A 17,720-nucleotide genomic window follows, 5' to 3' on the forward strand; every position below is an offset into this window, starting at 1 on the left:
GTCAGTTCTGGAGCGGGGCCGTTGACGCTGGACGAGCGATGATCATTCTTGCTGGGGCCTTCTTGCGGCATGCACTCAGACGGCGATCTGATGGTCCTGCAAACCTGGGCTGCTGACTCGGTAAATGCCGATTTCTCCCAACAGATTAGGCCACAACTTGCTGGCCCAACCGTGCCGATGCTGTTGGTCCACCGCGAGACGATCAATGACCTTCGCCGAGCGACCGCGACACAGTTCTTCGAAATCCTCGAAGGTGCAGAAGTGGATGTTGGGCGTGTTGTACCACGTGTAAGGCAAAAATTCGGAAACCGGCATGCGTCCCTTGCTTGCCAGGTACCAGCGGCAACGCCAGTGGCCGAAGTTCGGGAACGTGATAATGCACTGGCGGCCCACGCGCAGCATTTCGTCAAGAATTCGGTCGGGGTAATGCACGGCCTGCAGGGCCTGGGTCATGACCACCACGTCGAAGCTGTTGCTGGCGAAGTTGCCCAGGCCTTTATCCAGATCCTGCTCGATGACGTTCACGCCACGCGCGACGCAACGCGCAATGTTATCTGCGTCGTTTTCCAGCCCGTAACCGGTGACTTGCTTGTGCTGCTGCAGCCAGGCGAGCAATTCGCCGTCGCCACAGCCGAGGTCGAGCACACGGCTGCCTGCCGGTATCCAGTCTTGGATGATTTCCAGGTCGGCTCTCATGGTGTCCTCAGAGTGGAATTCGATTCATGTAGCTGGAGAACGCCTGCAAATAGCGCGGAATCGGCATCAGGAACGCATCGTGGCCCTGAGGCGCATCGATCTCCAGATAACAGACGTCTTTTTTGGCAGCCATCAGCGCGTCGACCAGCTCGCGTGAACGGGCGGGGGAGAAGCGCCAATCGGTGGTAAACGACATCACACAGAACCTCGCGCTGACGTTGGCGAACGTGGCGGCAAGATCGTCGTTGAAGTTGGCTGCCGGGTCGAAGTAGTCCAGCGCCTTTGTCATCAGCAGGTAGGTATTGGCGTCGAAACGCCCCGAGAATTCCTCGCCTTGATAACGCAGGTAGCTCTCGACTTGAAACTCGACGCTGTGAAAGTCGTAGTTGAGGTTTTCATTCTTCAGGCCGCGGCCGAATTTCTCACCCATCGAGTCATCCGAGAGGTAAGTGATGTGCCCGACCATGCGGGCCAGCATCAGGCCGCGCTTGGGGATTACCCCGTGTTCCTGAAACGAGCCGCCGTGGAATTCCGGATCGGTGAGGATCGCCTGACGTGCGACTTCGTTAAAGGCGATGTTCTGCGCCGACAGCTTGGGCGCCGACGCAATCGCCAGGCAATGACGCACGCGCTCGGGATAGGTAATCGTCCATTGCAGCGCCTGCATGCCGCCCAGGCTGCCGCCGACAATGGCGGCCCACTGATCGACACCCAGCCGGTCGGCCAGACGCGCCTGGCTGTGGACCCAGTCTTCGACGGTCAGCACCGGAAAGTCTGCGCCGAACGGCCTGCCGGTTTCCGGGTTGATGCTGCTGGGGCCGGTGGAGCCATTACAGCCGCCTAAATTATTCAGGCTCACGACGAAGAACGTGTTCGTGTCGATGGGCTTGCCGGGGCCGATGCAACTGTCCCACCACCCTGGCTTGCGGTCTTCTTCGCTGTGGTAGCCGGCGGCATGGTGGTGACCCGAAAGCGCATGGCAGATCAGCACCGCATTGCTTTTCGCGGCGTTCAGTTGACCGTAGGTTTCGTAAACGAGGTCGTAGGCAGGCAGCGAACGTCCGCAGGCCAGGGCCAGCGGGTCACTGAAGTGAGCCGTTTGCGGCGTGACTAGACCGACAGAATCTTTGGGAAAGACCGTGGACATCGACCCTGCTCTCGCTGAAATGAGGCGTAAGTCTAAAGATCGCGGTGGGGTGCGGCAACAAAGTCCCGCCATTACTTGGCGATCGGGTCCGGACCGCTTCTGTATAGAGGCGCGCTTGCCCGCGATTGCGGTAGATCGGACATGACCGTGTGGGATGTTCCGACGCTTTCGCGGGCAAGCGCGCTCCTACACCTGTTCCACGCCAGGCTATTAACCTGACGGTGACGTCAACAGGGGCAAGGTGCAGCGTTTAAATCAGCCGCCACAGCTCCTGCGGCATGCCGGCATAGGCGGCCAGCTCAGGCATGACGTAAGACTGCAGCACCTGAATGGCCAGGAACGCGAAGATCGGCGAGATATCCAGGCCTCCCAGGTTCGGGATGATGCGGCGGAATGGCGCCAGAATCGGCTCGCTGATCTGATAGGCAAGCTCGGCCGCCGGGTTGTGGCTGCCGGGTGCAATCCACGACACGATGACCATGATGATCATTGCCACCCAGAAAATCTTCAGCAGCAGCGACGTGATGCCGATGATTGACCACATCAACAAGTGCGGGACATCCCCAATGGTGCCGTAGGTCATCATCAGCACGAAGGCCATCAACAGCGCCTGGATGATGATGGCCAGCAGCAGCGAGGACGTGTCCAGGCCGAAGACGCTCGGGACGATCCGACGGATCGGCTTGAGCAACGGCTGGGTCGCACGCACTGCAAACTGGCAAAGCGGGTTGTAGAAGTTGGCTTTGACCAGTTGCAGCACAAAGCGCAACAGGACGATGGTCAGGTACAGGCTGATGAGCGTCTGGATGACGAAGATCGTAGCGCCGGTGAGTGCATGCATGAATGGCTCCTTATTTGCCCAGCTGTTTGGCGAGTTCGGCGGAGCGATGCGCGGCGGCGCCCAGCGCTTTCTCCACGATGGCTTCAAACCCGTCAGCCTGAAATGATTTTATGGCTGCTTCGGTGGTGCCTGCAGGCGAGGTCACACGACGACGCAGTTCGGCAGCATCGACGTCGCTGCCAGTGGCCATGAGGGCCGCGCCCAAGGCGGTTTGCAGCGTGAGTTTGCTGGCCACCTCCGCCGGCAGCCCAAGCTTCACGCCTGCCGCTGTCATGGCTTCAATGAGCAGAAAGAAATACGCCGGGCCGCTGCCCGACACGGCTGTCACCGCATCGATATGGGCTTCCTGTTCAACCCACAGCGCAATGCCGACGGCGGACAGCAACGTCTCGGCCTGTTCGCGCTGTGCCTGGGTTACCTCGGCTGTGGCATACAGCCCACTGACACCCTGGCGCAGCAGCGCGGGCGTGTTCGGCATGCAGCGCACCAAAGGTTGCTCGCCCAGCCATGCACGCATGCTGGCGCAGGTGATACCGGCAGCGATGGAGACGATCAATTGATGAGGCTTGAGTGCCGGCTTCAGTGCTTCGCACACGGTTTTCATCATTTGCGGCTTGACCGCGAGCAGCACCACATCGGCGCCCTCAATCGCCTCTGCGTTGTCGGCGACCACCTTGATGCCATGCTCCAGCGCCACGCGCTCGCGGGTTTCTGCGCCGGGGTCACTGGCGCGAATCAGGTCAGCCTCGACGCCTTGGGCGCGCATGCCGCCAATCAGGCTGGCTGCCATGTTGCCGGCGCCGATGAACGCGATACGGGTTTTGCTCATGAACGGTTTCCTGTGGGGCAAGGGTTAGGGCTGCCCATAGTTGCGGGCGCCAAAGAGGGCCGTGCCGATCCGCACCCAGGTCGCGCCCTGTGCGATCGCGGCCTCCAGGTCGTGGCTCATGCCCATGGAGAGCGTGTCCAGCGGCAGGCCGAGCTGCGCCTGCAACGTGCTGACCGCGGCGAACGAAGCATTCTGTTCGTCGCGGTCATCGGTGGGTTCTGGAATGGCCATCAAGCCGCGCAACGTAAGGTTGGGCAGCGCGTTGATGGCTTGGGCGAGTGCTGGCAGGTCTTCAGGGCTGCAGCCGGATTTGCTGGCTTCGCCACTGACGTTGACCTGAATGCAGATGTTCAGCGGCGGTAGTGCGGGCGGACGCTGTTCAGACAGTCGTTGTGCGATTTTCAGCCGATCCACCGAATGCACCCAATCAAAGTTCTCGGCGATGGCGCGAGTTTTATTGGACTGGATGGGGCCGATGAAATGCCAGATCAGAGGCAGGTCAGCCAGCTCGGCCTGTTTGCCGAGGGCCTCCTGAAGGTAGTTTTCACCAAAATCGCGCAGGCCTGCGTCGTAGGCTTCACGCAGATCGCTCGCCGGCTTGGTCTTGCTCACCGCCAACAGGCCAATGGACGCCGGATCGCGCTGAACGGCCTGCGCTGCGTCGCGAATTCGCTCGCCGAGCGTTGAAATGTTCTCTGCTATCGTGGACATTGATTTGCGCCAGCAGGGCTAAGGTCTGCGGCATTCTATGTGATGAGGAGCTGTATGGATATTACCGAGCTGCTGGCCTTCAGTGCCAAGCAAGGCGCGTCGGACTTGCATCTCTCTGCCGGCCTGCCACCGATGATTCGGGTCGATGGTGATGTGCGGCGGATTAACCTGCCGGCACTGGACCAGAAAGAAGTTCAGGCGCTGATCTACGACATCATGAACGACAAGCAGCGCAAGGACTTTGAGGAAGACCTGGAGACAGACTTTTCCTTCGAGGTGCCGGGTGTTGCGCGCTTCAGGGTCAACGCTTTCAATCAGAATCGCGGTGCAGGTGCCGTGTTCCGGACCATTCCGTCGAAGGTTCTGAGCATGGAAGAGCTGGGCATGGGCGAAGTGTTTCGCAAGATTACCGATGTGCCCCGTGGTCTGGTTCTGGTCACGGGCCCGACGGGTTCGGGCAAGTCCACCACCCTCGCCGCCATGGTCGATTACCTGAACAGCAACAAGCATCACCACATTCTCACCATCGAAGACCCAATCGAATTCGTTCACGAGTCCAAGAAAAGCCTGATCAACCAGCGTGAAGTTCACCGGGACACCCACGGCTTTGCCGAAGCATTGCGATCAGCGCTGCGTGAAGACCCGGATGTCATTCTGGTGGGTGAGCTGCGGGACCTGGAGACCATTCGCCTGGCCCTCACCGCGGCCGAAACCGGTCACCTGGTGTTTGGCACGTTGCACACGACGTCCGCTGCCAAAAGCATCGACCGTATCGTGGATGTGTTCCCGGCCCAGGAGAAGTCGATGATCCGCTCGATGCTCTCCGAATCGCTTCACGCCATCGTCTCTCAGGCGCTATTGAAAAAGGTCGGCGGAGGGCGGGTTGCGGCCCACGAGATCATGATCGGCACGTCGGCCATCCGAAACCTGATCCGCGAGGACAAGGTGGCGCAGATGTACTCGTCGATTCAAACCGGGGGAGCGCTGGGGATGCAGACACTGGACATGTGCCTGAAGGACTTGATCAGCAAGGGGCTGATCACACGCGAGAGCGCGCGGGAAAAGGCGAAGACACCCGACAACTTCTAAAGGGCAACTCACGACGATCAACGAGCAAAGCTTTGCAGGAGCGCGCTTGCTCGCGATTGCGGTGGGTCAGCCAAGCAGGTTCAACTGACAGATTGCAATCGCGGGCAAGCGCTTTCCTGCAGTAGCCGCAACGGGTTTAACGCTGGGCGATGCGCACGGTGCCTTTCTGGCTCGGCGGCTGTTTTGGCAGCACGCGCTTGGCAACCACGTAATGGCTGTCCCAGTACGGTTTCTTCAGCGTATCGATGGTCACCGATTTGCCACGGCGTGGTGCGTGGACGAATCGATCGTTACCCAGATAAATCGCAACGTGATTCACCTGGCGGCTTTTGATGTTGAAGAACAACAAATCGCCTGGCTTCAAATCCTTGCGGTCGACCTTTTGCCCGTGACCTTCGGCCATGGCGTTGGACGTGCGCGGCAAATCGACTTCGCTCACGTCGTTGAAGGCATATTTAACCAGTCCGCTGCAGTCGAACCCTTTTGTCGGGCTGGTGCCGCCCCAACGATAAGGTGTACCGATGACATTAACAGCCCGATTGACGACCGTGCTGCTCTGCTTGGTACCCATCTGTGCCGGATTGGCCAGGGCGACGGTGTTCTGCGAAATCTTGCGGGAGCCGCGTGATTTTCCCTGAGCGACTTTCGCTCGTTTGCCGGAGGTCGCGAGTGGAGTAGCCGTCTGTTCCAGTGCAGCCATGGCAGCACGTTGGGCAGCGATATTCCGTGAAACGGATTCCGGCGACTCGGACCTGGCGGTGAAACCTGTGAAGCTCGGTGGTAGCGTTTGCTCACGATTGGTGGCGTGGGCGGCCAGTGGCATAAATAGGCAAATAGTTAGCCATGTCTTGAAAAATGGACGCATTAGGCAGGGCTCTTGTTGGTCAGCGCGCAACTTTATAACAGCTTTTTGCGAAATCCCGAGGCCACTTGTCGAACAATTTACTGTCCCTGAGGTCAGTTGCGCCCATCAAACTGTCATTTGACCGTGCTGATGACCTTGCAGAACAAGGGGTTGCAGGATTGAAAGGAGGTTCAAGCCATACGTCGGACGGCATCACCAAAGTCACAAAACTTACGCATATTTTTTTCTATTGCCGCAGATGAGGTCCTTCATGAACACCTATCAACACGATGTTCAACGCCCCGATACCCACAGCAAGGTGATGGGGTATTTGCTCTGGATTGTGGGATTTACCGGTGCTCACCGTTTCTATTACGGCAAGCCGGTCACGGGGACGATTTGGTTTTTCACGCTCGGCCTGTTGGGCATTGGCTGGCTGATCGACCTGTTTCTGATTCCAGCGATGGATCGAGAGGCTGACCTGCGATTCAACGCCGGCTCGACCGATTACAGCCTTGCCTGGATCCTGCTGACCTTTCTGGGTGTGTTCGGTGTGCACCGGATGTATCAGGGCAAATGGATCACCGGGATCATTTACCTGCTGACAGGCGGCTTGGCGCTGATTGGCGTGCTGTACGACTTCTGGACTCTCAATGATCAGATATCGGTGAAGAACGGCCGTCGGTAAATGAGCGTGCCGGACATGTGATCGGCATCGTACGCAGCACGCAGCACGCAGCACGCAGCACGCAGCATGCGGGGCGGGGCGGGGCGGGGTGTCAGCGTCACCTATACGCGTTGTAGATTTTTCGCGGGCAAGCGCGCTCCTACATGTAGTGCGCTACGCAAGAACCTGTAGGAGCCGGCTTGCTGGCGAACGCGGGGGGCATGCACATTAGCTGTGTCTGATCCATCGCGTTTCGCCAGCAAGCCGGCTCCTACGGATTTGGTTTCTTCAACGGGCGACGACTGGAACCTCAGGGATGTTGGACGCCAGTTCGTGGACCGCCTGACCCGTTGAACCGCCTGGCCCGTTGGGCCGTCATCCCGCAGCGATGTGGCTCGGACGGCGAAACAGCTGGGTGGGAGGGCTTTCACGCTACGAGCCCGGCCTACTCAATGCACACATTTTTCACTGTGAACCGGGCCTGCTGAATGCACGTTTTCGCTGTTGGAGCCGGACCTACAGAATGCACGTTTTCGCTGTTGGAGCCGGACCTACAGAATGCACACGTTTTCACTGTAGGAGCCGGCTTGCTGGCGAATGCGTCGGGTCAGACGCTGCAAAAGCTGAATCCCGCTTAACCGTTGTAGCTGACCCGGCCATCCACAAATGTGTATCTCACTGCGCTCGGCAAGCAATGGCCCAGGAAAGGGCAGTTCTCGCCTCTGGACAGCCATTTCTCCCCAGCGACGGTGGAAGCCGCCGGATCAAACAGCACCAGGTCTGCAGGCGAACCCGCAGTCAGCGTGCCGGCGGGCAGGCGCAGCGCAGCGGCGGGACCTGCACTGAGGCGCGCCAGCAGCGTCGGCAGGTCCAGCAGGCCGTCTTCGACCAGCGTCATTGCCAGTGGCAGCAACAACTCCACGCTGCTGATGCCTGGCTCGGTGGCGCCAAATGGTGCCAGCTTCGCGTCGCGCTCGTGCGGCTGATGGTGGCTGGAGATCGCTTGTACCACGCCTGATTTCACCGCTTCACGCAGCGCGTCGCGGTCGGCGCGGGTTCGCAGCGGCGGCTGCACGTGATACAGGCTGGAGAAGCCTGTCAGCGCCTCGTCGGTCAGGATCAGCTGATACAGCGCGACATCCGCTGTCACTGGCAGACCGCGTGCCTGAGCCTGAGCGATCAGCGTCACACCGCGCGCGCTGGTCAATTGAGTGAAGTGCGCGCGCACACCGCTTTGCTCAACCAGCAACAGGTCTCGCGCCAAGGCCACCGTCTCGGCGGTTTCCGGAATACCTGGCAGACCGAGGAAGGCAGCAGTGGGACCGTCATGGGCCAACCCGCCTTCGGCGAGGTCGTGATCCTGCGAACTGAAAATCACGGTCAGGTCGAATGTTGCCGCGTATTCAAGGGCACGGCACAGCGTGCGGTTGCTGCGAAAATTTACCAGACCATTGGTGAACGCTACGCAGCCAGCATCGCGCAGGGCGATAAGCTCGGCCAATTGCTCGCCTTCCAGGCCCTTGCTCAGCGCCCCAATCGGGAACACCTTGCTGTGGCCTGCCTCGCGGGCACGGTCCAGAATCAGCTCAGCCACAGCAGACGTGTCGAGCACCGGTTTGGTACGGGGCGGGCAGCAGAGGCTGGTGACACCGCCTGCCGCTGCGGCGCGGGTTTCGCTGGCGATATTGCCTTTGCGGCTGTACCCCGGCTCGCGCAGGGACACATTGAGATCGACCAGGCCAGGCGCGGCGATCAATCCGCTGGCATCGATAGTTTCCGTCGGGCTGAATCCGGCAGGTGCCGCGCCGAGGGCTAGCACCTTGCCTGCTTCAAGATGGACGTCGATAACTTGATCCAGACCGCTGGCAGGGTCGATGACGCGCGCGCCGAGGATACTGAACTTCACTGGGCGATCTCCTGCTCGAACTGACGTTGTGCGGTTTGGCCACTCATGGCCATGGACAGGACGGCCATGCGCACCGCAATGCCATAAGTCACCTGGTTGAGAATCACCGAATGGGCCCCGTCGGCCACTGCCGATTCGATCTCCACGCCCCGGTTGATGGGACCCGGGTGCATCACGATGGCGTCGGGCTTGGCACCGGCCAGTCGTGCGGTGGTCAGGCCGAACAGCCGGTAAAACTCCCCCTCGCTCGGCAGCAGGCCGCCCGACATGCGCTCGCGCTGCAGGCGCAGCATGATGACCACGTCGACGTCCTTCAGGCCTTCGTTCAAGTCGGTGTAAACCTTGACCCCATATTGCTCGACGCCGACCGGCAGAAGGGTTTTCGGCGCCACCACGCGGATGTCGGGGCAGCCCAGCGCTTTGAGCGCAATCATGTTGGAGCGCGCTACTCGGGAGTGCAGGATGTCGCCCACGATCGCCACCGAAAGGTTTTCGAAATTGCCCTTGTGGCGGCGGATGGTCAGCATGTCCAGCATGCCCTGGGTCGGGTGAGCGTGGCGGCCGTCGCCACCGTTGATGATCGCGACCTGGGGGCTGACGTGTTCAGCGATGAAGTGCGCGGCTCCGGAGTCGCCATGACGCACGACGAACATGTCGGCGGCCATGGCCTCAAGGTTGCGCAGCGTATCGAACAGCGTCTCGCCCTTGCTGGTCGAGGAGGTCGATACGTTCAGGGTAATGACGTCCGCCGACAGCCTTTGCGCAGCCAGCTCGAACGTGGTGCGGGTGCGTGTCGAGTTTTCAAAGAACACGTTGCACACGGTTTTGCCACGCAGCAACGGGACTTTTTTCACCGCTCGCGCGCCGACTTCAAGAAACGAGTCGGCGGTGTCGAGGATTTCAGTGAGCAGCTCGCGGGGCAAACCGTCGAGCGATAGGAAGTGTTGCAGCTGGCCCTGATGATTCAGTTGCAGCGGGCGCTTGGCGTCGAGAGGCGTCATCGCAAAGGACTCTTAGAGGGCGGCGGAATCGGTGGAGAGGTCTTGCAGCTCAAGCGTCAGCGGCGCCGGGCCGGACAGCTTGACCCGCTGGTTCGGCGCCAGTGACAGGGTCGCACCGGTCACGTTCGGCCGAATCGGCAGGTCTGCGGCGTCCAGATCCAGCAGTGACACCAGCGTTACGCTGGCCGGACGGCCATAGTCGAACAGTTCGTTGAGCGCGGCGCGAATGGTGCGTCCGCTCATGAGCACGTCATCGATCAGCACCAGGTGCTGGCCTTCAATTTCGAAAGGCAGTTCTGAAGGGCGCACTTGCGGGTGCAGGCCGTTCTGGCTGAAATCGTCTCGGTAAAAAGAGACGTCCAGTGTTCCCAGCGGCGATTGACTGTTCAGGGTCTCAAGCAGCGCCTGCGCCACCCACACGCCGCCCGTACGAATACCAATGAAGCGAGGCTCCTGGATACCGCGTTTGTTCAGGTGCGCAGTGAGATCAGTCGCCATCTGGCGGATCAGTTCGGCGGGATTTGGCAGGCTCATGGTTGCTCCTTCAGGTGCCCCGACGTGCGCTGCGCGAGCGTGCGGGGTAGAACTCGAATGTGTTGCAGTCTGGGTCGATCAGCTATTGAACAGCGCGGTATTGGCTTCAAGCCAGCTTTGCAGCAGAAGCGCTGCGGCAATGGCGTCCACCGGGTTATCCCGATAGCTGCCGTTCTGGCCGCCGCGGGAGGCACGTTCGCCTTTCGCTTCGAATGTGGTCAATCGTTCGTCGTGGGTATACACCGGCAGGTTGAAGCGGCCGTTGAGCTTGCGCGAAAACTTCTCGGCGCGTGCGCTCATCTCGCTGGGCGTACCGTCCATATTCAGCGGTAGCCCGACGACGATGGCGTCGGGTTTCCATTCAGTGATCAGCGCCTGAACCTTGTCCCAGTCCGGGACGCCGTTCTGGGCTTTGAGTGTGCACAGCTCGCGGGCCTGGCCGGTGATGACCTGGCCGACGGCCACGCCGATCTGTTTAGTGCCGTAATCGAATCCCAGCAAGAGGCGCAGTGCGGCCATCAGGCGTGTCCCGCCTGGCTGGTGAGCAAGTTGAGGTTGATCCCCAATTTGGCCGCTGCAGCGTCGAGACGCTGTTCACTCTCGACTTCAAAGAGAATCGCCGGATCAAAGGCGCAGTTGAGCCAGGCATTGGCGGCAAATTCGGCTTCAAGCTGGCCCGCGTCCCAACCGGCATAGCCGAGGGTGATCAGGTTTTGATCAGGGCCGTACCCGTCTGCGATGGAAAACAGAACGTCCTGGGAGGTCGACAGCGAAATGCCCCCGAGGTCCACAGTGGCCTGGAACACCTGACCGGAAGGGTGCAGAACAAAGCCGCGATCGGTTTGCACCGGGCCACCGAGGTGCACAGCGATGTGCTTGCACCGCTCGGGCGGCGGCAATTCGGGGCGAAGCTGTTCAAGGATGTCTGCCAGCGACAGGCTTTGCGGTCGATTGATGACCAGCCCCATGGCGCCATTGGCATTGTGCTCGACGATGTAGGTCAAGGTCTGAGCGAAGTTCTCATCGTGCATGTGCGGCATGGCGATCAGAAACTGGTGTTTGAGGTAAGACGCAGAGACGTTTTTCATGAGCCCTAGTGTGGCGTCGCGGTGCTGTTGTGACAACTGGCAGAACCTACAAGCGGGCGGATAAATCGCGACGCAGGTCAGGTTTCATATTGTTGTTGCGTCGGCGCTGACGCAAATCGCCCCGGCGAGCAGGGCGCCCGGGACTGAGGTGCAGGATCAGTTACTCGACAGTTTGTCCCCGCGCGCAAACTTCCACGTGCGGATGATCTCGAGGCGGTCGATGTCTGCCAGGTCACCGGTAAATGGCGCAAAAGGAGCTGCCAGCCGAACAATTTTCTGTGCTGCCTGATCCAGCAACGGTTGACCGGATGATTCCAGAATCAGCACTTCGTACAGCGAACCGTCCCGATTGATGGACACCATCATGCGCAAGCTGCCGTAAACCTGTTTGCGTCGGGCTTCATCAGGGTAATTGAGGTTGCCGATGCGCTCGATTTTCTTGCGCCAGTCCTCCTTGTACCAGGCGCCCTTGTCGCGCATGGTCGAAGCGGCGCTCAGACGGTGGATTTTCGGTCGCTTGGCGTAGGCCTGCTGTTCATCGGCGAGCTCGGCTTCAAGGCTGGCGATTTCGCTGTTCAACTGGGTGCTGTCGATGGTCGGCGCGACTTTCTTCTGTTCTTCAGGTTTGACCTCTTCGCGCTTGGCGACGGTCTTTTGCGTAGAAGGGGCTTTGGTGGCCACAGCGATCTTGGGCGCCTCCTGCTTCACCACTGGTTTGGCAGCAGGCGGTGGAGTGACTTTGTTGATCTGGTTGTCTTGGTACGGTGCGATTTCGGTGATTTTGGGCACCGCTTTCTTGTCGAGGGAGCCGCTGCCTTCCTGGTTTTGCTGGGCCAGAAAATCAGCATCCTTGGGCTTTGTATCGCTCTTGAATGGCGCCAGTGTGATTTCGAGGGTCTGGCTGATTTTCTCGGGTTTGACGTAGGTGAAACCCACGCCGAGGATGACCGCCAGATGCACGAGCGCGGCGATCATCAGAGTAAAACCGAGGCGATCGGCCGGGCGCACGCCGGTGCGGGTCAGGGACATGGGGAGATCATCGTCGGCCGCAGCGTTCATCCACGCTCCGGCAGCACACGTGCCAGCATTACAGACCCACCTAACGCAGAAATTCAGGCCGCGCATGATAACGCAATGTCGTCGCTTGCTTGGCGTTTGATGTGGGCGGGCCGATTAGTGGGAGTGCCGATCCTGCTCTATTGCACGACGACACAACCCGCTTGCAGGAGCGCGCTTGCCCGCGATTGCGGTGTGTCAGCTATCGACTACAGAGCTGACCGACCGCGTTCGCGGGCAAGCGCGCGCCTACAGAATAAGGGCCGGCAACAGCATTACGCCGGTGCCGGATGATGCTCAGGCGCGGGCCTGCAGCTTCTTCTCGATCACGTCCATCAACATCCCGCCGATGTCCGTCCCGAACGCGTTGTCGATTTCACGGATGCACGTCGGGCTGGTGACGTTGATTTCGGTCAGGTGCTCACCGATGACGTCCAGTCCCACAAACAACAAGCCCTTTTCACGCAGCGTCGGGCCGATCTCGGCAGCGATCCAGCGATCGCGGTCGCTCAAGGGGCGCGCCTCGCCTCGCCCGCCAGCGGCCAGGTTGCCTCGTGTTTCACCGGCGGCCGGAATGCGCGCCAGGCAATAGGGCACAGGCTCGCCGTCAACCATCAGGATGCGCTTGTCGCCGTCTTTGATGGCCGGCAGATACGCTTGCGCCATGATCTGCTCGTGGCCGTGCTTGGTCAGGGTTTCCAGGATGACCGAAAGGTTCGGGTCGCCGACGCGGTGACGGAAAATCGATGCGCCGCCCATGCCGTCCAGAGGTTTGAGAATGACATCGCCGTGCTTGGCCGCGAACTCTCGCAGGATGTCCGCGCGACGACTGACCAGCGTGGGCGGCGTGCACTGCGGGAACAGCGTCGCGAACAGCTTCTCGTTGCAGTCACGCAGGCTCTGCGGCTTGTTGACCACCAGCACGCCGGCGCGCTCGGCTTGCTCGAGCAAGTAGGTGGCGTACACGAACTCCATGTCGAACGGCGGATCCTTGCGCATCAGGATTACGTCGAGGTCGTCCAGGCTGCTGTCGACTTCAGCTTCAAGTTCAAACCAGTGGGCAGGGTCGGCGAAGACTTTCAGCGGTTTCATGCGGGCGCGGGCCTGGCCAGCGTCCTGATACAGATCGTGCTGTTCCATATAGAACAACGACCAGCCGCGGGCTTGGGCCGCCAGGAGCATGGCCAGCGAGCTGTCCTTTTTATAGGAGATGCGCTCGATGGGGTCCATGACGATTCCCAGGCGAATGCTCATGGGTAATATCCTCTGCTCGGTGATGGCCACGACAGGCCGAAAATAGGCGTCAGGGTGGCGCTGCGCCGGCTTCGGGTCAAGGGGCAAGGCTTTATGGATTGACCGTGGAGAGTGTGCTAAAAAGGCTCGGCATCCGGCGTTGCGCCAGCGCTGCCTTGGCACGTCCGATGACCCCGATCCCAAACCAGATGCCCGGCAGAAGGCAACCCATCTGATTCGCCGCGGCGATGGTAGAGCAGATATGGAACAGCATTCAGCCCCATTGAAAGTAATGGTCATCGACGACTCCCGCACGATTCGTCGTACCGCCGAGACATTGCTGAAAAACGTCGGCTGTGAAGTGATCACCGCCATCGACGGTTTCGACGCGCTGGCGAAGATTGCCGACCATCATCCCAGAATCATTTTCGTCGACATCATGATGCCCAGGCTCGACGGGTATCAGACCTGCGCGTTGATCAAAAATAATCGGGCTTTCAAATCCACGCCCGTGATCATGTTGTCCTCGAGGGATGGACTGTTCGATAAAGCCAAAGGGCGCATCGTCGGTTCCGATCAGTTTTTGACCAAACCGTTTAGCAAGGAAGAGCTGCTCAGTGCAATCAAGGCCCATGTGCCCGGGTTCGTTGCAGTAGAACAACAACTATCTTGATGCCGGCCCCCAGTTGGCGGGACGGCTGTTTCTATGGGGAAGCACCATGGCTCGAATTCTGATCGTCGATGATTCGCCGACCGAAATGTACAAGCTGACGGGCATGCTGGAGAAACACGGCCACGAGGTTCTCAAGGCGGAGAACGGTGCGGACGGCGTTGCGCTGGCCCGCCAGGAAAAGCCCGATGCGGTGTTGATGGACATCGTCATGCCTGGCCTGAACGGCTTTCAGGCGACCCGTCAGCTGACCAAAGACGCTGATACCAACATGATCCCGGTGATCATGATCACCACCAAAGATCAGGAAACCGACAAGGTCTGGGGCAAGCGCCAGGGCGCGCGGGATTACCTGACCAAGCCGGTGGACGAAGAAACGCTCATGAAAACCCTGAACGCGGTGCTCGCGGGCTGACCCCCGGCTAACGCTCATGTCCCGTTCACAAACCGCCTTCCAGTTGCTGCTTGATATCGACCAGCGCTGCCGCTCACTGGCTGCCGGCCTGCCGTTGCAGGAAACCCGGCAACAAGGCTGGAGCGGCATCGGCTTTCGCATGGGTGAGCGCTATTACGTAGCGCCCATGGGCGAAGTCGACGAAATTCTTCACGAGCCGCGTTGTGCAGCATTGCCGGGCGCCAAAGCCTGGGTCCGGGGCATTGCCAATCTGCGTGGACGCTTGCTGCCGGTAATGGATTTGGGCGCCTTTTTTGGCCACGAAGCCTCTCTCACGCGCAAACAACGCCGTGTGCTGGTCATCGACTTTCAGGGCACGTTCGTCGGCTTGTTGGTGGATGAAGTGCTCGGCATGCAGCATTTCAGCGAGCGAAGCCTGATGCCTGAGACGGGTCACGACAGCGAGCCTGACGTCGCGCCTTATGTTCAGGGCCGATTCGTGCGCGAACAAGCCTGGCAAGTGTTCAGCCCCAGAGCGCTGGTGCAGTCACCTGACTTTATGGACGTGGCGCTCTGATGCGGGGCGCAACTACTGAGCCAGCGAGCCGCAGCTCTCGCACGCGCAGACCCGCTCATACGCTTGGCATTTACGACTGCACGAGCACGCCCGCTCACACGCGTGGCACTTACCACTGCCCGAGCGCGCTCGCATACACGCGTGGCACTTACCCCTGCCCGAGCCCTGTAGGAGCCGGCTTGCTGGCGAATGCGGTGGGTCAATTGCAGATGCGTTGCCTGACACGGCGGGTTCGCCAGCAAGCCGGCTCATACAATGGAGGGTGCATGTTCCAACCATCATGTTCCCGGCGGCTCCCCCTAAATCGAACATCAGGCGGAGCCCTGAGCAATGAGTAATCGCGGCAAGTCACTGGAAGGCGCGCGCAGCCGATCACAAATCGTTGTGCTGTTCATCTGCCTGATCGTTTTCATCATGCTGTTGTTCGTCAATTTTGCGTACCTCAGCACACAGTCCAACTACGACAAACAATACATAGGCCATGCCGGTGAGTTGCGCGTGCTGTCGCAACGCATCGCCAAAAACGCCACCGAAGCGGCAGCCGGCAAAGCGGCGGCGTTCAAATTGCTGGGTGAGGCGCGAAATGACTTCGACACGCGCTGGCAGTATTTAAAGAAGGGCGACAAGAGCACCGGCCTGCCTGCCGCACCTGCTGCCGTAGGCGACGAACTGAAAGCGGTGCAGACCGATTGGGAAAACCTGCGCAAAAGCACTGACGTCATTCTCGCGCGGGAGCAGACGGTGCTTTCGCTGCACCAAGTCGCGGCGACACTCGCGCAGACCATCCCGCAGTTGCAGGTCGAGTCCGAAAAGGTCGTTGATATTCTGCTGCAAACCCGTGCGCCCGCCAGCCAGGTGGCGCTTGCCCAGCGTCAGTCGCTATTGGCCGAGCGGATACTGGGCGCGGTAAACACGGTCTTGTCCGGGGACGAAACGGCGGTTCAGGCGGCCGATGCGTTCGGCCGCGATGCCAGCCAGTTCGGCCGTGTGCTCAACGGCATGCTGGAAGGCAACGCAGCGCTGAAAATCGATCAGGTCGAGGACCGCGATGCCCGCGCACGGCTGGGCGAAATTTCCGAGTTGTTCCAGTTCGTGTCGGGCTCCGTCGACGAAATCCTTGAAACGTCGCCTGAGCTGCTGGAAGTCCGTGAAGCAGCGGGCAGCATCTTCAGCCTCTCGCAGACGCTTCTCGATGAAGCTTCGGTGCTGGCCAACAGTTTCGAGCACATGGCTGGCGGGCGCACGGCCTACAGTTACGGTGGCTATATCCTCGGCCTGCTGGCGTTGGCGTCGATCATCCTCATTGGTCTGGTCATGGTGCGCGAGACCAATCGCCAGTTGCGCGAAACCGCCGAAAAGAACGAGCGTAATCAGAACGCGATCATGCGCTTGCTTGACGAAATCGAAGACTTGGCGGACGGCGATCTCACTGTTGCCGCTTCGGTCACCGAGGACTTCACCGGCGCCATTGCCGACTCGATCAACTACTCCATTGATCAGCTGCGAGAGCTGGTTTCGACCATCAACCTCACCGCCGAGCAGGTGTTTGGGGCCGTGAAAGACACGCAAACCACGGCCACCCAGCTGGCGGCGGCATCGGAGCATCAAGCGTTGCAGATTGCGGCGGCCTCCAATGCCATCAATGAGATGGCGACGTCCGTCGAGCAAGTCTCGGCCAATGCCTCCGAGTCGGTGGCGGTCGCCGAGCGCTCCGTGACGATTGCCAATAAGGGCAACGAGGTGGTGCATAACACGATCACTGGTATGGACAACATCCGTGAGCAGATTCAGGACACGTCAAAGCGTATCAAGCGCCTGGGCGAGTCCTCCCAAGAGATCGGCGACATTGTCAGTCTGATCGATGACATTGCCGATCAAACCAATATCCTTGCCCTCAACGCCGCGATTCAGGCCTCAATGGCGGGCGATGCCGGGCGCGGGTTCGCGGTGGTGGCCGATGAAGTGCAGCGGCTGGCCGAGCGCTCGTCTTCGGCGACCAAGCAGATCGAGACGCTGGTACGCGCGATCCAGAACGACACCAACGAAGCCGTGATTTCCATGGAGCAGACCACCGCCGAAGTGGTGCGGGGTGCGCGACTGGCGCAGGATGCCGGTGTCGCCCTGGAGGAGATCGAGGGTGTTTCCAGGATCCTCGCCGCGTTGGTCGAAAGCATCACCAATGCAGCGCAGCAGCAGGCCGCATTGGGTCAGCAAATATCATCGACCATGCTGGTGATCCAGCAGACGACCACGCAGACCACGTCCGGCACTGCGGCCACTGCCCGAAGCATGGGCAATCTGGCCAAGATGGCGAGCGAGATGCGGCGCTCCGTATCCGGGTTCACGCTGCCGACCTCGCGGCGTTGATTGTCGCTTCGATGGCCCCATTGATAACCCAATTGATAACCCGGTTAATGCAAGCGATGCAGCATCAAGG

Annotated in this window: 19 protein-coding genes; 6 read left to right on the plus strand and 13 right to left on the minus strand. The window is 60.2% G+C overall.

What is annotated here, in order from left to right; genetic code table 11:
• Positions 1-75 precede the first annotated feature (75 nt).
• From metW to LT42_RS23400, 5 genes are all read right to left on the minus strand, one after another.
• A complete protein-coding gene (gene metW, locus LT42_RS23380; protein WP_037018844.1) occupies positions 76-696 on the minus strand; it encodes a methionine biosynthesis protein MetW in 621 nt (206 codons plus the stop codon).
• A gap of 7 nt (positions 697-703) precedes the next feature.
• Positions 704-1,843 carry a homoserine O-succinyltransferase MetX gene (gene metX / locus LT42_RS23385; protein WP_037018846.1) on the minus strand — a complete coding sequence of 380 codons (1,140 nt, stop codon included), beginning with the start codon at positions 1,841-1,843 and terminating at the stop codon, positions 704-706.
• 250 nt (positions 1,844-2,093) lie between these two features.
• Positions 2,094-2,684: a YggT family protein gene (locus LT42_RS23390; RefSeq protein WP_037018848.1), complete on the minus strand. Its 591-nt coding sequence runs from the start codon at positions 2,682-2,684 to the stop codon at positions 2,094-2,096.
• Between the two features lie 10 nt (positions 2,685-2,694).
• Entirely contained in the window at positions 2,695-3,513 is an 819-nt protein-coding gene (proC, locus tag LT42_RS23395) for a pyrroline-5-carboxylate reductase (RefSeq protein ID WP_037018850.1), read from the minus strand.
• 24 nt (positions 3,514-3,537) lie between these two features.
• Positions 3,538-4,224, minus strand: coding sequence for a YggS family pyridoxal phosphate-dependent enzyme (locus tag LT42_RS23400; RefSeq protein ID WP_037018852.1), 687 nt, complete (start codon positions 4,222-4,224; stop codon positions 3,538-3,540).
• Between the two features lie 54 nt (positions 4,225-4,278).
• Here LT42_RS23400 and LT42_RS23405 point away from each other — a divergent pair, with 54 nt between their 5' ends.
• Positions 4,279-5,313, plus strand: a complete 1,035-nt coding sequence (locus tag LT42_RS23405; RefSeq protein WP_037018854.1) for a type IV pilus twitching motility protein PilT — start codon at positions 4,279-4,281, stop codon at positions 5,311-5,313.
• 136 nt (positions 5,314-5,449) lie between these two features.
• On the opposite strand, the gene LT42_RS23410 is transcribed toward LT42_RS23405, so the two are convergent.
• Entirely contained in the window at positions 5,450-6,178 is a 729-nt protein-coding gene (locus LT42_RS23410; RefSeq protein WP_037018856.1) for a C40 family peptidase, read from the minus strand.
• Positions 6,179-6,428: 250 nt separating this feature from the next.
• Here LT42_RS23410 and LT42_RS23415 point away from each other — a divergent pair, with 250 nt between their 5' ends.
• Positions 6,429-6,845, plus strand: coding sequence for an NINE protein (locus LT42_RS23415; RefSeq protein ID WP_037018858.1), 417 nt, complete (start codon positions 6,429-6,431; stop codon positions 6,843-6,845).
• Positions 6,846-7,458: 613 nt separating this feature from the next.
• Here the strand turns inward: LT42_RS23415 and LT42_RS23420 are convergent.
• The 7 genes from LT42_RS23420 to gshB form a co-directional block, all read right to left on the minus strand.
• Positions 7,459-8,730, minus strand: a complete 1,272-nt coding sequence (locus LT42_RS23420) for a dihydroorotase (protein ID WP_037018860.1) — start codon at positions 8,728-8,730, stop codon at positions 7,459-7,461.
• The gene (locus LT42_RS23425) at positions 8,727-9,731 is read right to left on the minus strand and encodes an aspartate carbamoyltransferase catalytic subunit (RefSeq protein ID WP_037018862.1); all 1,005 of its coding nucleotides are present in this window, start codon (positions 9,729-9,731) and stop codon (positions 8,727-8,729) included. The genes LT42_RS23420 and LT42_RS23425 overlap by 4 nt, the downstream gene beginning before the upstream one ends.
• 12 nt (positions 9,732-9,743) lie before the next feature.
• The gene (gene pyrR / locus LT42_RS23430; RefSeq protein WP_037018864.1) at positions 9,744-10,265 is read right to left on the minus strand and encodes a bifunctional pyr operon transcriptional regulator/uracil phosphoribosyltransferase PyrR; all 522 of its coding nucleotides are present in this window, start codon (positions 10,263-10,265) and stop codon (positions 9,744-9,746) included.
• Between the two features lie 78 nt (positions 10,266-10,343).
• Positions 10,344-10,784, minus strand: a complete 441-nt coding sequence (gene ruvX, locus LT42_RS23435; protein WP_037018866.1) for a Holliday junction resolvase RuvX — start codon at positions 10,782-10,784, stop codon at positions 10,344-10,346.
• Positions 10,784-11,353 (minus strand): YqgE/AlgH family protein, encoded by a 570-nt coding sequence (locus LT42_RS23440; RefSeq protein ID WP_037018868.1) that lies wholly within the window; start codon positions 11,351-11,353, stop codon positions 10,784-10,786. The genes ruvX and LT42_RS23440 overlap by 1 nt, the downstream gene beginning before the upstream one ends.
• A gap of 156 nt (positions 11,354-11,509) precedes the next feature.
• A complete protein-coding gene (locus LT42_RS23445; protein ID WP_037018870.1) occupies positions 11,510-12,412 on the minus strand; it encodes an energy transducer TonB in 903 nt (300 codons plus the stop codon).
• A gap of 294 nt (positions 12,413-12,706) precedes the next feature.
• Entirely contained in the window at positions 12,707-13,663 is a 957-nt protein-coding gene (gene gshB, locus LT42_RS23450; protein ID WP_037018872.1) for a glutathione synthase, read from the minus strand.
• A 241-nt stretch (positions 13,664-13,904) separates the two neighbouring features.
• Here gshB and pilG point away from each other — a divergent pair, with 241 nt between their 5' ends.
• The 4 genes from pilG (at position 13,905) to LT42_RS23470 (ending at position 17,650) form a co-directional block, all read left to right on the plus strand.
• A complete protein-coding gene (pilG, locus tag LT42_RS23455; RefSeq protein WP_037018874.1) occupies positions 13,905-14,315 on the plus strand; it encodes a twitching motility response regulator PilG in 411 nt (136 codons plus the stop codon).
• A 46-nt stretch (positions 14,316-14,361) separates the two neighbouring features.
• Positions 14,362-14,727, plus strand: coding sequence for a twitching motility response regulator PilH (pilH, locus tag LT42_RS23460; RefSeq protein WP_002551739.1), 366 nt, complete (start codon positions 14,362-14,364; stop codon positions 14,725-14,727).
• A gap of 16 nt (positions 14,728-14,743) precedes the next feature.
• Positions 14,744-15,283 (plus strand): chemotaxis protein CheW, encoded by a 540-nt coding sequence (locus tag LT42_RS23465; protein ID WP_037018877.1) that lies wholly within the window; start codon positions 14,744-14,746, stop codon positions 15,281-15,283.
• Positions 15,284-15,613: 330 nt separating this feature from the next.
• Complete coding sequence (locus LT42_RS23470; protein WP_037018879.1) at positions 15,614-17,650, plus strand: methyl-accepting chemotaxis protein; 2,037 nt, start codon at positions 15,614-15,616, stop codon at positions 17,648-17,650.
• Positions 17,651-17,720: the final 70 nt, after the last annotated feature.

Origin of the sequence: Pseudomonas lutea (assembly GCF_000759445.1) — a bacterium.
In the GTDB taxonomy this organism is placed as follows: domain Bacteria; phylum Pseudomonadota; class Gammaproteobacteria; order Pseudomonadales; family Pseudomonadaceae; genus Aquipseudomonas; species Aquipseudomonas lutea.

Excerpts from the sequence above, each read along its gene's own strand:
- gshB (WP_037018872.1), bottom strand. The coding sequence starts at position 13,663 with ATGAGCATTCGCCTGGGAATCGTCATGGACCCCATCGAGCGCATCTCC.
- LT42_RS23405 (WP_037018854.1), top strand. The coding sequence starts at position 4,279 with ATGGATATTACCGAGCTGCTGGCCTTCAGTGCCAAGCAAGGCGCGTCG.
- LT42_RS23440 (WP_037018868.1), bottom strand. The coding sequence starts at position 11,353 with ATGAAAAACGTCTCTGCGTCTTACCTCAAACACCAGTTTCTGATCGCC.
- LT42_RS23425 (WP_037018862.1), bottom strand. The coding sequence starts at position 9,731 with ATGACGCCTCTCGACGCCAAGCGCCCGCTGCAACTGAATCATCAGGGC.
- metW (WP_037018844.1), bottom strand. The coding sequence starts at position 696 with ATGAGAGCCGACCTGGAAATCATCCAAGACTGGATACCGGCAGGCAGC.
- LT42_RS23445 (WP_037018870.1), bottom strand. The coding sequence starts at position 12,412 with ATGAACGCTGCGGCCGACGATGATCTCCCCATGTCCCTGACCCGCACC.
- pilH (WP_002551739.1), top strand. The coding sequence starts at position 14,362 with ATGGCTCGAATTCTGATCGTCGATGATTCGCCGACCGAAATGTACAAG.
- LT42_RS23400 (WP_037018852.1), bottom strand. The coding sequence starts at position 4,224 with ATGTCCACGATAGCAGAGAACATTTCAACGCTCGGCGAGCGAATTCGC.
- pilG (WP_037018874.1), top strand. The coding sequence starts at position 13,905 with ATGGAACAGCATTCAGCCCCATTGAAAGTAATGGTCATCGACGACTCC.
- LT42_RS23390 (WP_037018848.1), bottom strand. The coding sequence starts at position 2,684 with ATGCATGCACTCACCGGCGCTACGATCTTCGTCATCCAGACGCTCATC.
- LT42_RS23415 (WP_037018858.1), top strand. The coding sequence starts at position 6,429 with ATGAACACCTATCAACACGATGTTCAACGCCCCGATACCCACAGCAAG.
- LT42_RS23470 (WP_037018879.1), top strand. The coding sequence starts at position 15,614 with ATGAGTAATCGCGGCAAGTCACTGGAAGGCGCGCGCAGCCGATCACAA.
- proC (WP_037018850.1), bottom strand. The coding sequence starts at position 3,513 with ATGAGCAAAACCCGTATCGCGTTCATCGGCGCCGGCAACATGGCAGCC.
- LT42_RS23410 (WP_037018856.1), bottom strand. The coding sequence starts at position 6,178 with ATGCGTCCATTTTTCAAGACATGGCTAACTATTTGCCTATTTATGCCA.
- LT42_RS23465 (WP_037018877.1), top strand. The coding sequence starts at position 14,744 with ATGTCCCGTTCACAAACCGCCTTCCAGTTGCTGCTTGATATCGACCAG.
- pyrR (WP_037018864.1), bottom strand. The coding sequence starts at position 10,265 with ATGAGCCTGCCAAATCCCGCCGAACTGATCCGCCAGATGGCGACTGAT.
- ruvX (WP_037018866.1), bottom strand. The coding sequence starts at position 10,784 with ATGGCCGCACTGCGCCTCTTGCTGGGATTCGATTACGGCACTAAACAG.
- metX (WP_037018846.1), bottom strand. The coding sequence starts at position 1,843 with ATGTCCACGGTCTTTCCCAAAGATTCTGTCGGTCTAGTCACGCCGCAA.